Origin of the sequence: Lentibacillus populi (genome assembly GCA_014642895.1) — a bacterium.
Lineage (GTDB): Bacteria > Bacillota > Bacilli > Bacillales > Amphibacillaceae > Lentibacillus_C > Lentibacillus_C populi.
On record BMJD01000003.1, the window covers coordinates 181648 to 201602 of the forward strand.

General features: G+C 38.4%; 17 protein-coding genes and 1 pseudogene. 17 read left to right on the plus strand and 1 reads right to left on the minus strand.

What is annotated here, in order from left to right:
* Window positions 1-186 precede the first annotated feature (186 nt).
* The 16 genes and pseudogenes from IEX12_RS03970 to IEX12_RS04045 all read left to right on the plus strand — a co-directional run bounded on the left by IEX12_RS03970 (window position 187) and on the right by IEX12_RS04045 (window position 15549).
* On the plus strand, window positions 187-1449 hold the full coding sequence (locus IEX12_RS03970; RefSeq protein WP_155554228.1) for an extracellular solute-binding protein: 1263 nt from the start codon (window positions 187-189) through the stop codon (window positions 1447-1449).
* Window positions 1450-1567: 118 nt separating this feature from the next.
* The gene (locus tag IEX12_RS03975; protein ID WP_155554256.1) at window positions 1568-2482 is read left to right on the plus strand and encodes a carbohydrate ABC transporter permease; all 915 of its coding nucleotides are present in this window, start codon (window positions 1568-1570) and stop codon (window positions 2480-2482) included.
* A gap of 18 nt (window positions 2483-2500) precedes the next feature.
* A complete protein-coding gene (locus IEX12_RS03980; protein WP_155554229.1) occupies window positions 2501-3343 on the plus strand; it encodes a carbohydrate ABC transporter permease in 843 nt (280 codons plus the stop codon).
* Window positions 3344-3359: 16 nt separating this feature from the next.
* Entirely contained in the window at window positions 3360-3767 is a 408-nt protein-coding gene (locus tag IEX12_RS03985; RefSeq protein ID WP_155554230.1) for a hypothetical protein, read from the plus strand.
* Window positions 3768-3792: 25 nt separating this feature from the next.
* Window positions 3793-5532 (plus strand): glycoside hydrolase family 2 protein, encoded by a 1740-nt coding sequence (locus IEX12_RS03990; RefSeq protein WP_188724711.1) that lies wholly within the window; start codon window positions 3793-3795, stop codon window positions 5530-5532.
* A 276-nt stretch (window positions 5533-5808) separates the two neighbouring features.
* Window positions 5809-6765, plus strand: a complete 957-nt coding sequence (locus tag IEX12_RS03995; RefSeq protein ID WP_286170899.1) for a glycoside hydrolase family 43 protein — start codon at window positions 5809-5811, stop codon at window positions 6763-6765.
* A gap of 169 nt (window positions 6766-6934) precedes the next feature.
* Window positions 6935-7081: a sulfatase-like hydrolase/transferase gene (locus tag IEX12_RS04000; RefSeq protein WP_286170904.1), complete on the plus strand. Its 147-nt coding sequence runs from the start codon at window positions 6935-6937 to the stop codon at window positions 7079-7081.
* 90 nt (window positions 7082-7171) lie between these two features.
* Window positions 7172-7585 (plus strand): hypothetical protein, encoded by a 414-nt coding sequence (locus IEX12_RS04005; protein ID WP_088052424.1) that lies wholly within the window; start codon window positions 7172-7174, stop codon window positions 7583-7585.
* A gap of 96 nt (window positions 7586-7681) precedes the next feature.
* Window positions 7682-8248: pseudogene (locus IEX12_RS04010) on the plus strand (formylglycine-generating enzyme family protein); the annotation flags it as partial.
* 585 nt (window positions 8249-8833) lie between these two features.
* A complete protein-coding gene (locus IEX12_RS04015; protein ID WP_188724713.1) occupies window positions 8834-10891 on the plus strand; it encodes a BglG family transcription antiterminator in 2058 nt (685 codons plus the stop codon).
* A gap of 26 nt (window positions 10892-10917) precedes the next feature.
* Complete coding sequence (locus IEX12_RS04020) at window positions 10918-11400, plus strand: PTS sugar transporter subunit IIA (protein ID WP_188724714.1); 483 nt, start codon at window positions 10918-10920, stop codon at window positions 11398-11400.
* Window position 11401: 1 nt separating this feature from the next.
* Window positions 11402-11686 (plus strand): PTS sugar transporter subunit IIB, encoded by a 285-nt coding sequence (locus tag IEX12_RS04025; protein WP_088052428.1) that lies wholly within the window; start codon window positions 11402-11404, stop codon window positions 11684-11686.
* Between the two features lie 71 nt (window positions 11687-11757).
* Window positions 11758-13017: a galactitol-specific PTS transporter subunit IIC gene (locus IEX12_RS04030; RefSeq protein ID WP_088052429.1), complete on the plus strand. Its 1260-nt coding sequence runs from the start codon at window positions 11758-11760 to the stop codon at window positions 13015-13017.
* Between the two features lie 126 nt (window positions 13018-13143).
* On the plus strand, window positions 13144-14175 hold the full coding sequence (locus IEX12_RS04035; RefSeq protein ID WP_088052430.1) for a zinc-binding dehydrogenase: 1032 nt from the start codon (window positions 13144-13146) through the stop codon (window positions 14173-14175).
* Window positions 14176-14313: 138 nt separating this feature from the next.
* The gene (locus IEX12_RS04040) at window positions 14314-14478 is read left to right on the plus strand and encodes a hypothetical protein (RefSeq protein ID WP_188724715.1); all 165 of its coding nucleotides are present in this window, start codon (window positions 14314-14316) and stop codon (window positions 14476-14478) included.
* An 18-nt stretch (window positions 14479-14496) separates the two neighbouring features.
* Entirely contained in the window at window positions 14497-15549 is a 1053-nt protein-coding gene (locus IEX12_RS04045) for a galactitol-1-phosphate 5-dehydrogenase (protein WP_188724716.1), read from the plus strand.
* Window positions 15550-15749: 200 nt separating this feature from the next.
* On the opposite strand, the gene IEX12_RS04050 is transcribed toward IEX12_RS04045, so the two are convergent.
* Window positions 15750-17735 carry a methyl-accepting chemotaxis protein gene (locus IEX12_RS04050; protein WP_188724717.1) on the minus strand — a complete coding sequence of 662 codons (1986 nt, stop codon included), beginning with the start codon at window positions 17733-17735 and terminating at the stop codon, window positions 15750-15752.
* A 244-nt stretch (window positions 17736-17979) separates the two neighbouring features.
* On the opposite strand from IEX12_RS04050, the gene IEX12_RS04055 reads away from it, so the two are divergent.
* Entirely contained in the window at window positions 17980-19722 is a 1743-nt protein-coding gene (locus tag IEX12_RS04055; RefSeq protein WP_188724718.1) for a sigma-54-dependent Fis family transcriptional regulator, read from the plus strand.
* The last annotated feature ends 233 nt before the right edge of the window (window positions 19723-19955 follow it).

Sequence of the window (19955 nt, forward strand, 5' to 3'; positions counted from 1 at the left end):
TAAGCGTATTCTCTAATAAAATAAACAAAAAAACAAATTTAGTACATATAATTTGTATACTTAAAGAGCTCATTTAATAACTAATAAGTTAACTTAATTTAATTTGCTTTTAAGGGGGGATAATCCTTATTAACAGTTAACAGTTTTAGTAAATTGATGAAAAAATTAAATTAGGGGGCAGTAAAAATGAGAAAATTAGGCCTATTATTTATGGCAATGATTCTTGTTGCCACATTATCCGCCTGTAGTAGTAATTCTTCCGGTTCAAGTTCTGGTTCAAGCAAAGAAATTGTCTTTTGGAATCCATTCACAGGACCGGATGGTAAAAATATGAAGAAAATGGTAGATGAATATAATAAAACAGATCCAGAATATAAAATAAAAAACATTTCCCTAAAAGAGGGAGATATGTATACAAAAATTCAGACGGTAGTTAATTCTGGGGAAAATATTCCGGATTTGATGATTGTTCATGCAGAACGTATTAAACAGTATGTAGATAATGAGATGTTAACTAGTTATGATGATTATTTAAGTGATTACCCAGAAATAAAAGAAGAAAATTATATGCCAGAAGCATGGAAAATTGGGGATTTAGATGGCTCCAGGTACAGTGTTCCGCTTGATATCCACTCATTTGTAATGTATTACAACAAAGATCTAGTAGAAAAATATGCTCCAGGGGCACTTGACGATAATATTATTACGTTTGATGAAATTGAAGCTGCCGGGGAAAAATCACAGCAGGATAAGATTACCAGCTTAGGAGTTACGTGGGTTAAACCGAATTTTCTTTCCTTGTACGCACAAAATGGTGGTAAGTTAACGGAAAATGGTATAGACCCAACCATTGATAACGATCAGGCAAAAGCTTCATTCCAAAAATGGATTGATTTATATGAATCAGGTGTTACAAACAAAGATGGCGAAGATCCGGCTCAACTATTCCTTCAAGAGAAATTAATCTTCTATCCTGAAGGAATCTGGATGAATAATAATTTAAAAGATGCAAAATTTGAGTATGGATTAACCAATGCACCACAACTAACGGATGATAAGAGCAAAATGGTCAATTGGTCTTCATCCCACCAATTTGTAATGTTTAACAGTAAAGACCGTTCGGATGAGAAATCTAAGGGTGTTGTAGCTTTTATCGATTGGATTCGTGATAATTCACTAGAATGGGCAAAAGCAGGACAAAATCCAGCTTCACTTAAAATTCTCGATGATCCGGAATACCAAAAAATGGCTCAATCGTTCTTATTGAAAGATCCTGAAGTACAAGCTTCACTGAAGATTTTTGACTACAAATACAATGGTTATGTTTCGGAAGAACTGGATGCAAAGGGTCTTGATATTATATTTGGAAAAATTCCTGTCGATAAAGGACTTGCTGATATTCAAAAAACACTAGAAGATAAAATAGCAAAGGATGCTTCAAATAAATAGAAAGCGGAAGAATTAAACGTAAAGCAAATGGAAGCTGCTTCTATAAAAATAAACTAGAATGCAGCTTCCATGAAATAATTATTCTGGAGGGGTAGTAGTGGAAGTACCTGTGAAGTCTATGGAGCCACAGCCAAAGCCAAAGCCGAAGATAAAACCGGACAATCGAAAGTCTGTGAATTGGACTCCTTGGGTTTTTATTACACCACATTTGTTGATCTTTAGTGTTTTTTTTCTAGTGCCGATTATTTATGGGATTTATATTTCTTTTACTAGTTGGGATTTGATTGGGAAAGCAGATTTTGTCGGATTAGCGAATTACAAGGAGATCTTGTTCCAAAAGGATTCATCCTTTTATACACAATTCCACAACGGATTTAAAAATACATTCATTTTTGTCATTTTATCTGTTCCTGGTTGTATAATCGTACCGCTATTGCTGGCTAGTGCTTTAAATGCTAAACCAAGATTTCATAAGTTCTTTCAATCTATTTTTTACATGCCAACTTTATTTTCTATTTCCGCTGTCGTGATTATCTGGACCTTAATGTTTAATGTGAATCAAGGACCTATTAACAATTTCCTGGGTGAATCAATTCTTTGGACTAGTACTCAGCCATATGCCTGGGCAGCTATTGTGATTTTAACAGTGTGGTGGTGCATTGGCGGCAACATGATTATTTACCAAGCCGCTTTGAATGGTGTACCTAGAGATCTTTACGAGGCTGCATCCATAGATGGAGCTAACGCTGTTCAAAAGTTCTTTAAAATTACACTTCCAAGCATTCGTGGGCCAATACTTTATACAGTAGTTATTACAACCATTGCTCAATTTAATGTATATGGTCAGCCTTTGATGCTTACGGGAGGAGGTCCAGCTGACTCTACACGAGTTCTGTTAATGGATATTCAACAGAATGCCTTTGGATCTGGTCAACCGATTGCGGGTATCGCATCAGCCATGGCCATTATCCTTGGTCTATGTATCATGGTTGTAACGTTTATTCAATTTCTCTTATTACGGAACAAAGAATAGATGTGGGGTGAAGAATGAATGAAATCTAAACTACTGTCTTTTCCTAAATTAGTAGCTTTTTTATTTCTGCTATTAATGGCAATTATATGGGTTATCCCCCTGGTATGGGGTCTAGTAACATCATTTAAGGATGATATGGAATTTCAGACGATGGGTTTTAAATTTTTGCCCGTTGAATGGGTAACCACCAATTACACTTCACTTTTAGTAGATAACTATAGTACACCATTGTTACAATGGTTCTTTAATTCATTAATTATATCTGTTGTTCATACGCTATTAGTTTTAGTCGTAGTTTCTTTAGCTGCATTCGCTTACGGTCGATTACGTTTTAAAGGCCGTAATATGATTTTTATGTTTTTAATGGCTACAATGATGTTTCCAGCTGTTGTTAACTTAGTCCCTTTGTATAAAATTGTTGATACGCTTGGCTGGGTTAATTCTTATTGGGCAGCAATTGTTCCCGGGGCTGCTGGGGTTTTCAATATCTTCCTGGTAAGGCAATTTTTGGCGAATATTCCGCTCGAATATGATGAGGCGGCAAAAGTAGACGGTGCCGGGGATTTTCAAATATTTTTTAAAGTTGTCTTGCCACAACTAAAACCTATTTTAATGGTTGTTGCCTTATTCAGTTTTACAGGTTCGTGGAATGACTTTCTATGGCCATCCATTGTTTTCAACGATATTGAAAAAATGCCGATAACTGCAGGACTTCAGTTATTACAAGGAATGTACATATCACAACCGACTATACTCATGGCTGGAGCCGTAATAGCTATTATTCCGACGTTTATTATATATTTATTCGCACAAAAGTATTTTATACAATCAATGTCGCTTTCTGCTGGTATAAAAGGTTAAAAAGGAGCTGTCCAGTATGTCTAATAAAATGGAAAAAACTTTAGTTTATATAGCATCTGGCTGGCAGATATTAGATGGACTCATAACTATCTTTATTTACGGACCTTATATAAGGCAAAAAGGGTCGCATACCGCTGAATTATCTTTTGTGGAAAGAGAAGGGTTAAACTCTCTCTTAGGAAGTATTTATAGCGTTGCTTCTATCTTCGGGATTTTACTCATTTTACTAGGTTTAATAACTATTTATCTAACAAGGACCTATTTAAAAAAAGGCATAGTACCTAAGAAGGTTCCCATTTGGTTTCTGATATGTGGTATATTTTCCTATTTTACGATGGATATAATCAGTCTAATTCTATACATGGGAGCTGGAATTATTATACTCGCGAAAAATCGCTCATTGAAAATTCATGAAAGGTTTTAAATTATCAATCTTAGGAGGAAACAAAATGAAAGAATTACATCCAAGACCACAGTTTACCCGAAATGATTGGGAGTCACTTGATGGTGAGTGGCATTTTGCATTCGATGATAAAAATATTGGGGAAGTGAATGATTGGTCAAATGGTATTCCGAAAGACAAAACCATTCGAGTGCCATTTAGCTATGAAACAAAAAAGAGTGGCATAGAGGATACTTCACATCATCCAGCTGTCTGGTATGAACGCACAATTAACGTGGCCCATGATAAAAATGTATTGCTTCATTTTGAGGGAGCGGATTATTATACAACACTATGGGTTAATGGATTAAAAGTAGGGAATCATCAAGGAGCTTATACTGCTTTTGTATTTGATATTACCAACTATGTACATCAAGGTGAAAATCAAATAGTTGTTAAGGTGGAGGATTCGATCGATTGTGCCCAACCGCGTGGCAAACAAAGATGGTTAAAAGATAACTTTGGTTGCTGGTATGTGCAAACGACTGGTATATGGAAAACCGTCTGGCTGGAATATGTTTCACCAATACATATGGACTATGTAAAAATGACACCTGCGTATGATAAAGGAGAAATCGCCGTTGAATTGTACACGAATCAATGGCAGTCTGATGCAAATATTACGGCTAGTGCTGAGATTTCTTTTGAAGGTAAAGTAATTAATAAGGTAATGGTAAATGTAATCGATGGAGTAGCAAAGTTTTCAGCAAGTGTTATTGAGAAGGGTAATCCTTGGAGTATGAAGAGCTGGAGTCCACATACCCCAAATCTATACGAGATCCAATTTGAGTTATTTCAAGATGGTAATTCAGTAGATCTGGTAAATTCATATTTTGGAATGCGCAAAATTTCGATTGAAGGCAGGAAAATACTCTTAAATAATCGGGAATTATACCAACGCCTCATATTAGATCAAGGCTATTGGGAAGAGAGTGATTTAACACCACCATCAGTAGAAGCACTTGAAACAGATATTGATAAGATACTTGAAATGGGTTACAACGGTGTCAGAAAGCATCAAAAGATTGAGGATAATCGTTTCCTCTATCTTTGTGATAAGAAAGGTTTACTGGTATGGTCAGAGGTTGGAGCAACGTATACATTCAATGATCAAGCTGTGTCCAATTTCACAAATGAATGGTTAGAAATAGTGAAACAAAATTACAATCATCCTTGTATCATTACATGGGTACCATTTAATGAATCCTGGGGGATAGGGGATGTCTTTGTTAGTGATGCACAGCAAAAGTTTACGGAAGGTATCTACTATTTAACAAAAACATTTGATTCCATGCGACCAGTTGTAACAAATGACGGTTGGGAGCATACCATTTCAGATATTATCACGCTCCATGATTATGAAGAATTTGGAGAGGAATTCAGGAAGCGTTACGAAAATGATGAAGAGTTGCTTTCAAATAACATCCAGCATAATAAGGAACGCTATCCATTTGCTAAAGGTTATGGCTATAAAGGACAACCTGTTATTATTTCTGAATTTGGCGGTATTGCGTTTGCTTCAGAAAGTGGCTGGGGTTACGGCAACCAGGTGAAAGATGAAGCGGCGTTTATAAAACGCTTTGACCGTATTCATCAAGCGATTCAGGATCTCGACTATGTATGTGGTTTCTGTTATACACAGGTAACAGATGTGCAACAAGAGATAAATGGATTACTTACCATAGATAGAAAAGCAAAAGTAGATGTAACAAAGATTCGTGAAATTAATGAAAGAAGAATAAAATAATATTCTTTTTGAATGAGTTTTAACGCTCTTAATAGGTAAGACACTAGGTGATACTGCTAGTTTCTTGCCTATTATTATATATTTTCAACATAAATATATTTAAAAGAAGAGGCTTATTCTGAATAAGCTAGTGTAAATGGAGGTAATTGAGGTAAACATCACAAGGTTTTAGATGTCTACCATTTTAAAAATAGAGTATAGTATTGTACTTAACTTATGGAGGTACTAAAAATGAAAACCCAACCCCACAACAACGTTACAGGTGAAAAAAGTGAAATGTTTATGAATCCTTTACTTGAAAGTGGCCCAGATCCTTATGTTTATAAACATACAGACGGGTACTACTATTTTATGATCACTTTGTCTAATCATATAGCAATTTGGAAGAGCCCAACGGTAACAGGAATCGCAACATCAGAGAAAAAAATAATATGGACTCCACCAGCAGAAGGTCCTTATAGCCACAATATTTGGGCCCCTGAAATACATTATATTAATGGAAAGTGGTTCATTTATTTTACTGCCAATGATGGTGGTGGAGATGACACTCGTCATATCTTTGTGCTTGAAAATTCTTCACCTGATCCGTTGCTGGGTGATTGGCATTTCAAGGATGCTGTTAATACCGAACATTCTGGTTTAGATGGAACTGTACTCCAACATATGGATGAATTATATTTTGTTTATTCAGGATATGGGTATTTTCCTGATTATGGATCAGCACTTTACATAGCAAAAATGAAAAACCCGTGGACATTAATAGGTGAAAACGTATTAATATCAGCCCCATCAGATGAATGGGAGAAACAAGGTGGAATGGCAATAAATGAAGGACCTATATTTCTAAAGAGGGATGGAAAAATATTTTTAGTTTTTTCCGCAAGTGCAACGTGGTCTGATGACTATTGCTTAGGTATGCTTACAGCGTGTGAAACGGCTAATCTTCTTGATCCTGATTCTTGGATAAAAAGTCCAGAGCCAGTTTTCTCGAAAAATGTAAAGAACCGAGTATTTTCTCCTGGGCATAATAGTTTTACTAAATCTCCAGACGAAACAGAGGATTGGATCGTCTATCACGCATTTTCTTTTTCAGAGGGGGAAGGAGACCATGGATTGGGAAAACTCAGGAGTCCAAGGATTCAGAAAATCAATTGGAAACCAGATGGCACCCCTGACTTTGATACACCACTACCAGCCTATACACCGATAGCTAAACCTAGTGGAGAAGTGTAAAGAAGGTTTCCCCTACAGGGAGAAGCCAGCATGTCAATGATGACCTTTTACGAGGATCAGAGGTCAATGGACTTGGTGATGCCTCCGCTGATGATTATATTATAAAAAGTGTAAAGAAAAACGAATTTATTCCGGAGGGACGATGAATTAAAAAAAGCCTAATTTGCTATTGATACTTGCGGATGATTCAGGGTTCTCGGATTTGGGATGCTTTGGCAGTGAAATTGATACCCCGAATATTGACCAGGTTGCCACTGACGGTTTGCGGTTTACACAATTTTATCCTAAAGACCGAGAACACCCCCATCCTCTATAGGTGGGGGATGAATCGGCCGGTCTTAACCCATGTTTTTCCTTGCCAGAACGAATCAAAATACGTATACTAATGTCAAGGAGGTGAGAACACGTGTACGAAACACAGCAAATATGGATTAAACTTTGCCATCCTTTGTTTTCCCATCTCAGTCGCTTAACCGAAGCCAGCAAAAATCTCTACAACACGACGAACTTCTATATCCGCCAGATCTACACGTCACTCCAGACAAACAAGCCTTTGCATCTGCTCCAACAAGAAGTTATGGATCAGCTTCGAGAGTATCTTCCCGTCATGAATGAAAACCAGAGAAATGCGTATCATAAACGCTTAAAAAAACAACAAGAAAAGGCCACAGAGGAGCGTAAAGAAGTTAAATTAATACTGTTTGAGATGCCAACAAAAGAAAAACCCTTTGTGTCCTATATCTTTTTGGATGCCCTATTCAAAGCAATGAAACAACCAGATTACAAAGCCCTTCCTGCCCATACGGCACAGGGAACATGAAAAATGTGTTTCAAAATTGGAATAGCTTTTTTAAAAGTAATGCGGATTATAAACGTCATCCAGATAAGTATCAGGCTCGCCCCCGTATTCCGAATTACGGTTGAGGGCGCAGATTGGTTTCATCCAGAAGGGCCAGGCTCGTCGATAGAGTATCGATTGGATCACCCTGTCATACATGTTTCATGGAATGATGCTCTTTCATTTTGCAATTGGGCTGGTAAACGATTACCAACAGAAGCGGAATGGGAGTATGCGGCAAGAGGTGGACTAGAGCAAAAAAAATATCCCTGGGGTAATCAGCTAGTTACAAATGGTCAGCATAACTGCAATATTTGGCAAGGCAGTTTCCCGGTCGAAAACAGTAAGGAGGATGGGTATCTTGGAACGGCACCCGCCAAATCATTTCCGCCAAACGGCTTTGGCTTATATAATGTTTCCGGAAATGTTTGGGAATGGTGTTCCGATTGGTTTTCAATAAATAGAGAAGAAGGTGGCAGATTAAATCCTCAAGGGCCTGACACAGGTTCCACCAAGGTAATTAAGGGTGGGTCCTATTTATGTCATCAATCTTATTGCAATCGTTACCGGGTAGCAGCCCGAAGCTTTAACACGATTGACAGTTCTACGGGAAACATGGGGTTTAGATGTGCTGTTGATGGATAAATTACGTGAAACCGTTTAAACAGGTAAACGGTGAGATTTAGTTGCGTACGCTTATATTATTACTTTTATGAGAGATCAAAATCGAGATACTTACCATTACAAGATGATATTCCTCAACCGCTTTCTGTTATCAAGCGGAGTCACATAATACATTTTAAAAATCGTTCTATTGGCAGGCATTACCAGGGAATATATTTATAGCTGCTATCCTTATTAGTTTGGTACGGGTGGGAAAAGAAACCTATCCTTTGCCCCACCCTTTACCACAGGATTTCCCCTTATATAAGATATTCCCCACTTTTGTATAAAAATACATAGAATGTTCCTAGGTGTAAATGTCAGTTTTCGATGCTATATTGGTAATTTTCATCTTGCAAAGGGATGATGGTAAGGTTTCCTTGCCTTTTTTTGTTTTACTAAGGAATTTCTGGGACAAGTTCTATCCATTATACACAATTGTAAAACCCCAACCTCCACCGCAAGTAAATCACAATATTGCACAAGATATGTTCGACAGATTGCAATGAAAACGTGTTCATAACGATCGCTGCCAGTGATACACTTAATAGTGAAAGGCGGGTTATCATGCAACTTGATGATCGGAGCAATAAAATTTTAGAGGCGTTAATCAGTAATCCAAGTATTACGAGCAAGGATGTTGAGAAGAAATATGACTTGACTAGAAGACAGCTTGGTTACAGCTTCGATAAAATCAATGACTGGCTTCTGCATAACAATCTTCCTGCAATTGAACGCACGAGACAAGGCCATTTTATTATTGATCAAACCGTATTTACGAAATTGAACAGTGAACAGGACGGCATGCCACAAGATCTGGACATCCTTTCCGAGAAACAAAGGATTTATATTATCGTCATGATGCTGTTAAGTAATGACGACCTTTCCTTGCTTCATTTTACAAGTGAATTGGAGGTCAGCAAAAATACAGTGCTTACTGATTTGAAGCGTGCGCAGGATTATGTGGCGGATTACGACCTTGCAATCCGCTATTCCAGACGATTGGGATATGTAATGGAAGGTAATGAATTTCTAATTCGAAAATTGCTTATTCAGGTTACCTATAAAATTCTGGAAATGCCGAATGGCACCGATAGACTCCGTAAATTAGCAGGAATTCAAGAGAATGAAATTGGCGAGCTTGATAAACGAATCGATCAGGTAGAAAGAAAGCTGAATTTGCAATTCACCGATGAAAAAGTTACCACTATGCCATATACACTCATTTTAGTATTAAGAAGAATTAAAAAAGGGAAGCAAGTGAAATCATTTTATATTAAATACGAGGAATTATCGGATACAAAGGAATATCAAGCCACAGAGGAAATTCTCTATGACTTTGAAGACATTCCGATGGAAGAACGGTTATTTATTACCTTGCACCTTCTTACAACAAACGTATATTGGTCGGAGTATTTAACCGAGGAAGCAATCCCGAATTTACAGCAGGCGCTGGATGAGATGCTGCGGTTATTTGAAAAAAGGGCATGTGTTGTCATTCATGATCGGGAGCAATTGTTAAATAAACTGCTCCTCCATGTAAAACCTGCCTATTACCGGATTAAATATCATCTTATGGAAATAAATGATGTACAGGAATCTGTAAGTAAGGATTTTACGGCATTACATCATCTAGTGCAGAAATCAACAAAGCCGTTAACCGATTTAATCGGAATGAAAATACCAGACAGTGAAACAACGTATTTGACAATGTTAATTGGTGGCTGGCTAACCAGACAGGGGGACAGCATCCAGGAAAAAGTGAAAGCAATTGTTGTGTGTCCAAAAGGGGTTTCAGTATCGCGGTTAATGCTAAGTGAATTGCGCGAATTATTCCCGGAGTTTATCTTTCTGGATTCGTTATCGGTAAGGGAGTTTCAAGCTTACAAACTGGATTATGATCTTGTTTTTTCGCCGATATTTTTGGAAACAGACAAGAAGCTGTTTATTGCCAATTCATTTCTCGAACGTGAGGAGAAAAATCGATTGCGCAAACAGGTCATGATGGAGCTTCACGGCTACATTCCTTCTGATTTCAATGTAGACGATATCATGAACATCATTAAAAACTACGCATCGATCGATAATGAACAAGAACTTTCAAAAGAATTATACCGCTATATTAATCGGGATGAGACTGCGTCCGTAAAGCAACAGCGGCTGGAGGAGCGACCAACGGCAAATTTAAGTGATTTAATAACACCGAATAAGATTACACTGCGTGATGCTGCTGATTCCTGGGAGTCAGCAATCCGGATGAGTGCCCAGCCATTAATGGAAAGCGGACATATTGAACCGGAATATGTGGAAGCCATGATTAAGCATTGCGATAAGGATCCATACATTGTGATTGGATCGAATATTGCCATTCCGCATGCGGCTCCAGATGAAGGGGTAAATGATGTTTCCATGAGTCTGCTCAGACTTAAAGAGGGTGTAAAATTCACAGATGATTATTCCATTAACCTGGTAATTGTCATAGCTGCACTAGATAAGCAGCAGCATTTGAAAGCATTGATGCAGCTAATGAAGCTTGCGGGCTCTGATAAAGATCGAGATGTTGTCGTAAATGCTGCCTCAGTAGAAGAAATCTATACGATAATAAGAAAATATTCCGTAGACTAAACAACTTAGACGAGAGGTGCAAGAAATTGAGTGATATCTATTTTGACGAATCTATCATTCTCCTGGATTTAGAAGGGGAAACGAAAGAAGAAGTTTTAACAGCTATGGGGCAAAACCTGACTGAAAAGGGACTCGTAAAGACAACTTTCACGGAGGCAATCATTGCCCGTGAGGCAGAATTTGCTACGGGCTTGCCAACTAGCGGTGTTTCGGTAGCCATTCCCCATACCGACGTGGAGCATGTGAATAAGAAGGCGATTAGTGTCGCTGTCTTAAAGGATCCAGTTGCGTTTGGCGTGATGGGAGATCCGGATGAGACTACTCCAGTTAAATTGGTTTTTATGCTTGCAATGGATGAGGCACATTCACAGCTGTCATTACTGCAGCGTTTAATGCATATCTTTCAGGATCAAGAAACATTAACCTATTTAACTAGTGAAAAAAGCAATGCAAATGTAAAAGCATTTTTGGAAAGTAAACTGGATTTTACCTTTAAAGGAGGTGAGTAATGTGGAAAAGAAACAAGTATTAGTAGCATGTGGTGCAGGAATCGCGACATCAACGGTTGTAAATAGCGCTATTGAAGAAATGGCGAAGGAAAACAATCTCAGTGTTGATTTAAGACAAATTAAAATTGCGGAAGTAGGGGCATATGTTGATACAGCTGACTTACTCGTAACGACGGCAATGACAAAAAAGGAATACCCATTCCCAGTGATCAATGCGCGTTCATTCCTGACAGGTATTGGTACAGAAGATACAAAGAAACAAATACTAGAGGAATTAAAAAAATAGCAGCTATTGAACCGATTTCCTCGAGGTCGGGGAAATCGGGAAAATTCATAACTATAAGGGGGAGAAAATCCATGCAAGGATTTGTCGATTTTATACAAGCCTTTTTAGACTTGGGAGCTACCGTCATTCTTCCAGTCGTTATCTTCTTACTAGGTTTATTCTTCGGACAAAAGCCAGGTAAAGCATTTCGCTCCGGTTTAACAATTGGTGTTGCATTTGTTGGTATTTTCTTAGTAATCGATTTGCTTGTTGATAATCTGGGACCAGCCGCACAAGGGATGGTCGAAAATTTAGGAGTAAGCTTGAATGTTATTGATGTAGGATGGCCTGCTACATCATCGATTGCTTGGGCATCCGTTGTAGCTGCATTCATTATTCCGCTTGGTTTAATTGTAAACGTCATCATGCTTTTAACAAAAACAACGAAAACCATGAACGTGGATATTTGGAATTTCTGGCACTATACCTTCATGGCTGCAATGGTATATGCAATCTCGGATAGTATCGTTCAAGGGTTAATTGCAGCAGTAATTTTCCAAATTGTTTGTCTGAAAGTAGCCGACTGGACGGTGCCGATGGTTAGTGAATTTTATGAATTACCAGGTGTTTCGCTGGCAACTGGTAGTACCATTTCTTACTCACCAGGAATTTTCCTGGTTAAATTACTGCAAAAAATCCCTGGGGTAAAAAATTGGAATGCCGATCCAGAAACGATTCAAAAGCGATTCGGTATCTTTGGAGAGTCTATTTTTATCGGATTATTCCTGGGCGCCCTTATAGGTGCACTAGCAGGTTATGGTGTTGGCGATATCATTGAAATCGGGATGGCAATGGCGGCAGTTATGGTCTTGATGCCGAAAATGGTTAAGATCCTGATGGAAGGGTTAATGCCTGTATCGGAATCTGCAAGAGAATGGCTAAATAAACGGTTTGGCGATAAGGAAATTTATATTGGGCTTGATGCGGCAGTAGCTTTAGGACATCCAGCTGTTATTTCGACCGCGTTGATATTAGTTCCCATCACTGTTTTATTAGCGGTTATTTTACCAGGTAATACGGTATTGCCATTTGGTGATTTAGCAACGATTCCGTTTATTGTCGCATTTATCGTAGGTGCAGCCAGAGGAAATATCGTGCATTCGGTTATTGCAGGAACCATTATGATTGCTATTTCTTTGTATATTGCAACCGATGTCGCACCGATCTTTACGCAAATGGCAGAAAATGCAAGCTTCGATATGCCAGAAGGTTCTGCAAAAATATCCAGTATTGACCAGGGTGGTAATATCGTAAACTGGGTTATTTTTAAGATCTTCAGTTTGTTTAATTAAGAGATTATTTGACAGGGTTATTGTCACTAAATATGGGAACATCGGAGTGTGTTTCCTTTGTTCCCGCTCGCAAGAATGTTTTCCTCTGCCAGCAATCGTTCAGACAGAAGAATAGGAGGAGCTTATATGAAAGCATTAGTCAAAACAGAACTTGGATTTGGAAATTTGGAAATACAGGACAAAGAAGAACCGCAAGTCGGGAGTGATCAAGTAAAAATTGAAGTGAAGTATGCAGGGATTTGCGGTTCGGATATTCATACGTATGAAGGACATTATAAAGTAGCCGCTCCGGTAACATTGGGACATGAGTTTGCCGGCGTTGTTGTAGAAGTTGGCGACAATGTCAGTGAATGTAAAATAGGCGACCGGGTAACATCAGAAACAACCTTTTATATTTGCGGTGAATGTGAATACTGCCAAACCGGTGATTATAATCTGTGTAACCATCGAAAGGGCTTGGGGACACAGCAGAATGGCGGATTTGCGAAATATTTGATCGCCCGCAAAGAAAGTGTCCACAAACTTCCGGAAAATGTTGATTTTCCATCAGCGGCAATGACTGAACCATTGTCATGTGCCCACCATGTTGTTGCCAAAACAACGATTCATGAAGGTGACGTTGTTGTTGTAACTGGTCCTGGTCCAATCGGGCTGTTAACAGCACAGGTTGCGAAAAGCCAAGGCGCAACAGTTATTATTACTGGCTTAACTAATGACAAGGTGCGTCTGGATAAAGCCAGGGAAATTGGGATAGATTATACCGTTAATATCCAGGAAGAGGACGTAAAAGAAGTCGTAAATCGATTAACGGATGGATACGGTGCGGATCTTGTATTTGAATGCTCCGGTGCAGTACCAGCTGTAAAAATGGGGCTGGATCTGTTACGGAAAAAGGGCCAATATGGTCAGATTGGTATTTTTGCTTCAGCGGAAATCCCTGTTGATTTTGAAAAAATTATTCAAAAGGAAATTCGCGTTGTCGGAAGCAGAAGCCAGAATCCACACGACTGGGAACCATCCCTTGCATTAATGAATGATAGGTGTGTGGATGCCAAAGCATTGGTAACACATAAATTTGATATTACACAATGGGATGAGGCGTACGAGAAAATTAAAAGCGGGGAAGCGATTAAGGTATTGTTAACACCGGTAGATTAATGGATAGGTGTGAGTGGCGCGTTGAATTATTTCCGGTAATACTGTGACTGCGGCGTATTAATAGTACTTTACAGGAATGATTCTAGTAAATGTGGAATCATTCCTTCCCTAATTAATTAGAGATGAGGGTGGTAACAAATGGTAGATGCACTTTTAGATTTCATGCTCGGATCTGTTGGCAGGTCAATTGGTGATTTCTATGTTGAACATCAGGTAATCTTCAATAGTATTGTTGTAGGTCTCGCCCTTATAGGAATTGTTATGAAGAGAAAACGCAACACAGAGAATGAATCAGCTAACTAGATAGAAAGGGTGATCGTAATGCGTTCCCTGAGACTTTATGGAAAACAGGATATGCGGTTTGAGGAAGCGGAAGAACCAGTTATTAAAAATGCTGATGATGTCATTATCAGGGTCAAAGCTGTTGGGATTTGCGGATCGGACATTTCCAGATTTAATAAATTAGGTCCTTATGTCGAAGGTACCATATTCGGTCATGAGTTTTCCGGTGAAGTTGTGGAAGTCGGATCTAATGTAGAAAATGTAAAAGCTGGTGATCGTGTGGCGGGCTGTCCTGCCTTTAATTGCGGTGAATGTGAAAGCTGCAGAAAAGGTGAACCTGCACGCTGTAAAAAGCTTCATGTGATGGGGGCTTACCATCCGGGGGCATATGCGGAATACGCCATGCTGCCCGCAGAAAATGTTGTACCAATTCCGGATAATGTTGATTTTGATACAGCCGCTATGATTGAACCATCATCCGTTGTTGTCCATGGATTTTACCGGACAAATATGCAGCCAGGTGCTGAGGTTGCCGTGATGGGATGCGGGAATATTGGTTTACTGGCGATCCAGTGGGCAAAGATTTTTGGAGCGAAGACGGTCTATGCCATTGATATTGATGATGCCAAACTTGCGATCGCCAAGGAAGTAGGAGCGGACGTTGTCATTAATTCAAAGGAAAAAGCAGCTCACGATCAAATTAACGAATTAAATGGCAACCATTGTGTTGACGTTGCCATCGAATCAGCGGGGTCACCAATTACATCCGCACAGGTTTTTGCCTTGCCGAAAAAAGGTGGGCAGGTTGTTTTCATGGGAATTCCATATGCAGATATCAATATTGTACGTTCCTATTTCGAACGGATTGTCCGCAACGAACTAACTGTTTTAGGATCATGGAATGCCATCTCCGCACCGTTCCCCGGCAAAGAATGGAGTACCTCCGTTCATTACATGAGTACTGGCCAAGTTAATGTAAAACCGATTATTTCCCACCGATTACAATTACGACAGGGACCGGAAACGTTCAAGAAGATTATTAATCGGGAGGAGTCTTTTGGGAAAGTGTTGTTTCATCCGGAGTTGGGGTAGAAGAACGCCAAAATTTGTATTGTGTATAGGCCAGTGGCAGCGTCTTATGTTGTGTGAATGATTGATTTTTGGGGCGTGATAGCTGCTCGAGGTGGGAGTACTTTTTATAACAATTAAAATTAGATAAAAAGCTAAAAATACAAAAGGAGCCTCCCGCTTGGATTGGCTCCTTTTGTATTATCCTAAGGTACATGTATGGATTACAGTTTAAAGTTCTTAACCAATTCCTGCAACTCTTCGGCCATTTGTGATAAAGAAGTGGCAGAACCTGAAATTTCCTCCATCGATGCTAACTGTTCTTGTGTTGATGCGGAAACATTTTGAGCTCCATCCGACGTTGTTTCTGATACGGCTGTTACTTTATCAAACGTGGTGACAAAATGTTCCGCACTTGAAGAAATGACGTCAATTTGGGACGAAACTTGCTGAATTTGTTTCGATACTGTGTTAACAAAGTTCGTAATTTCAGTAAATGATTGACCAGCTTGATTAACGATGTCAATTCCTTTATCAACTTCTGAAGTTCCGGTTTCCATGGATTTGACTGCATCGGTTGTACCTTGCTGTATCGATTCGATCATTTGTCTAATTTGTTCTGACGATTGGGATGACTGTTCTGCAAGTTTACGAACCTCATCGGCTACGACAGCAAACCCCTTACCATGTTCGCCCGCTCTTGCTGCTTCGATTGCTGCATTCAGTGCGAGCAGATTGGTTTGTTCGGCAATATCGGTAATGACATCAACAATTTTGCTTATCTCTTGGGAATGGTTGCCTAATCCCTCGATATTATTCGATAGCTCATGAACGGTTTTCTTAATGTATTCCATTTGTCCAACTGTTGTGTCGAGCGCTTGGTTTCCGGCATCGACAACCAATATTGCATCTTTGGCTGTTGTTGATACTTCATTTGAACTTGCAGCAATTTGCTGAATCGATTTAGACATGTCATTTGCCATTTTTGAACTTTCTTCAATGCTTGCTGTCTGGCTTTCCATGCTTGATGCAACTTCCTGAATGGATGATGATATTTGTTCGGTTGCTAACGTATTTTGTTCCGTACTTGCGTTTAACTGTTCGGAAGATGCTGCAAGACTACTAGCCTTTTCGTGAACTTGTGAAATAACATTACTTAGATTTTCACGCATTTGATTAAATGCCTTGGCTAATTGACCTAACTCATCATTTCTATGCAGGTCAACGCTAATGCTCAGATCGCCATCACGCATTTTATCTGTAGCACTTACTAATTGTTTTATTGGCTTCGCGATGGAACGAATAATAAATAGGATGATAATTCCGCCTAAAATAAGGGAAATAATAATTACGAATAAGGTTGTATCTAGGATTGGCTTAACTGCCTGATTTACTTCGTCCTGATACATCGTTCCGGCAATTTTCCAACCGGTCATCTGATTCGTTGTAAAGGCTAACTTCCTTTGGTCGCCATCTAGCGTATAATCAAACTTTCCAGATTCAGATTTAAAAATGTCCTTTATAAAATCTTCTGTTGCTTCTGAACCAGCTTCATTAGTAGGGTGGCTAATGTAATGGCTTGTTTTATCTAATAAAAACAGGTAACCTTCATTTCCGATACTTATATCACCTATCATTTCCGATAGACTTCCAAGCTTAAGGTTTACCGCTACGACTCCTTGTCCATCTGTAGTTGCTTTTGCTAGTGTTACGACTACTTGCTCAGAAGACTTTGACACGTACGGATCCGTTATAATGACTTCAGCTTTATTTTCCATTGCTTGTTTGTACCAAGGCCGTTCGCGTGGGTCATAATCTGGTGGATTCTTAAATGATGTGGGTGAATTCATAAACTCTCCCGTTTTAGTACCAACATAGGTTTGCTCAACATCCGCTTTCGAATCCTGAATTGTGTCTAGTATTCTTCTTGTTTGGGTATCGTTGTTATTAACGATATCACCGGCAATGATTGTGTTTGACAGATATTCGATGTTTTCCTTTTGGGCATGAACAAACTGATTTATTGCCTGATTGGCGATCTCAACATCTTTTTGTGCCGTATTAAGCATCCGACTGTCGATATTATCTTCTGAACTCTTATAAGACGTATAAGAGATAATGATGCTAGGCAATAATAAAACAAGTAAAAAAGATAAAATGAGCTTATTCCTTAGGTTGAAAGAAAACTTCCTGTTTTTTGTTTTTTTCACGTAAATCCTCCTAAAATTCTTTGTTGCAAATTTCCACACTTTTTATCCACTATATCTATATCGTCAGAAGCAATATTTTTTAAAGCAAAAACCTAGTAGTCTGAATCAAATTAATAATTACTCAGCAGACCCCTTTTCAAAAAGCCTTACACTAGCTTACTTAGTTCTTTATTTAAGAGATGACAATCATACTTCTTTATGTAATAATATAATTGTTGAAATATGCAACAAACGAGGGATTTAGATGATCAAAGCACTTTTAATTGCTCCGTATAAAGGTTTAGCGGAAACAGCTAAAAAAATGGAGATACCGGATGAAATACAACTGGATATCACAGTAGCAAACCTTGAAGAGGGTGTTAGAGCGGCACAATTGGCGGAAAAACAGGGTTATGAATTGATTATTAGTCGTGGTGGAACTGCTACTTTAATTCAGAATGTTGTTTCCATTCCAGTTGTGCATATAGATATTACCGGATATGACATGTTACGTGTTTTTACCCTTATTAGGGGGATAAGGAAAGGAGTGGCCCTTGTCGGATTTAAAAACATTTCAGAGGGTGCTGCAACGATTTGTAACATTTTGGAATTTGATGTAAAAATGATAACGATAAAATCCCAGAATGAAGTACGGTTCAACCTGGAACAGCTTAAACAACAAGGATTTTCTGTAGTAATTGGTGATGTGATTACTGTCGAAGTGGCGAAACAGATTGGTTTAAGAGGTGTATTGATTACATCTGGTAAAGAAGCGGTTATGAGTGCCATTGAAGAGGGGATAAGAGACTACAACTTCTTTCGTAGGGTAAATTATAAATATCGCTATTTCCAAAATGCTTTTCGTTCCATGCCTGCACCAATCGTAATACTAAATAAACATGGTGAGGTACTGGAGAAAAATGATATGTATAACCAAGATGTTGAGTGTCATGAAATCATGCAATCCCCTCTTATCGTTCCATTTATTAAAAGAGTACTAGATAATGAAACATACCAATGGGATGAAATAGTGGGGGAGTCCCGAATATATGAAATTCAAGGCTTTTTGATAAGTAATCGGGAACAAATTGTTGGGGTTAGCATTCTCTCCTCCAAAAGGAAGACAGATTCAAAAACGATTACAATCATTGGTAGTCCTGTACATATTCCGATTATTGGCGAAAGCAGTAGAGTTGACCAGCTAGAAAAGGATATTCAACATTTTGCACAAACGGATAAAAATTTATGTATTTTTGGTGAGCCAGGGACAGGTAAATATACAATGGCACGGGAAATCCACTTTCAAAGGTTTGGCCCAAAGGCTCCAATCTTAGTTGTCGAGGGAATGCAGCTGGCAAATGGGATTGATGTACGCGATTATGTGCATAGGAAACTTGCATCAATCACAAATGGAACTGTTATTGTAAAAGACTTTGGTGCATTGCCACATGATATTCAAAAGGAATTCGGGGAATTGTTAAAACATTTATCAAATACAATAAAAGTTATTTTTCTGGTGGAAAGACACGCACACATTAAGGTATTTGAGGAAACACAGTATCAACCAATTTGTGAAGAAACATTATATCTTTCCCCTTTAAGAGAAAGAAAGGAAGATATTCCAGCTTTTGCAGATTACTTTTTGGCTGAATTGCACATGGAAAACGGTGACGAAACGGTTGGTATTAAACCAGAAGCAGTCACGTATTTAGCCCAATTTGATTGGATCGGAAATTTACCTGAATTAAAAACGATTGTCAAGAAATTAAGTAGCAGGACAACGGGAAATTATATAGAGTTATCCCATGTTAAGGAACTAATGAATAAAAATGTATCAAAGGAAATTGATAAACAGGAAGATAATGCATTATCGCTTACTGGAACTTTACAAGAAATAGAACAGGAAATAATTAGGCAGGTATTGAGAGAGGAAGGGAATAATCAGTCAAAAGCTGCAGAAAGACTGGGTATAAATCGCACAACATTGTGGCGTAAATTGAAAAAGTAATTAGAAATGATACTATGTCAGTCTCTCCAGTAAAAACAAGATTAAATACCCTTTTCCGAGGATCCATGATGATCCTCTTTTTATTGCTATTTGCAACATATTTTAACTTCATTAAGTTAAAATAAAAAAACAATTACTATGTGTAAAATATTTCTCGAGGGTATTTGAGCTATATTCTAGCAAAAAAAGAAAAGGCACTCTATCATAAAATGTATGCTTTGACCAGGCAAATA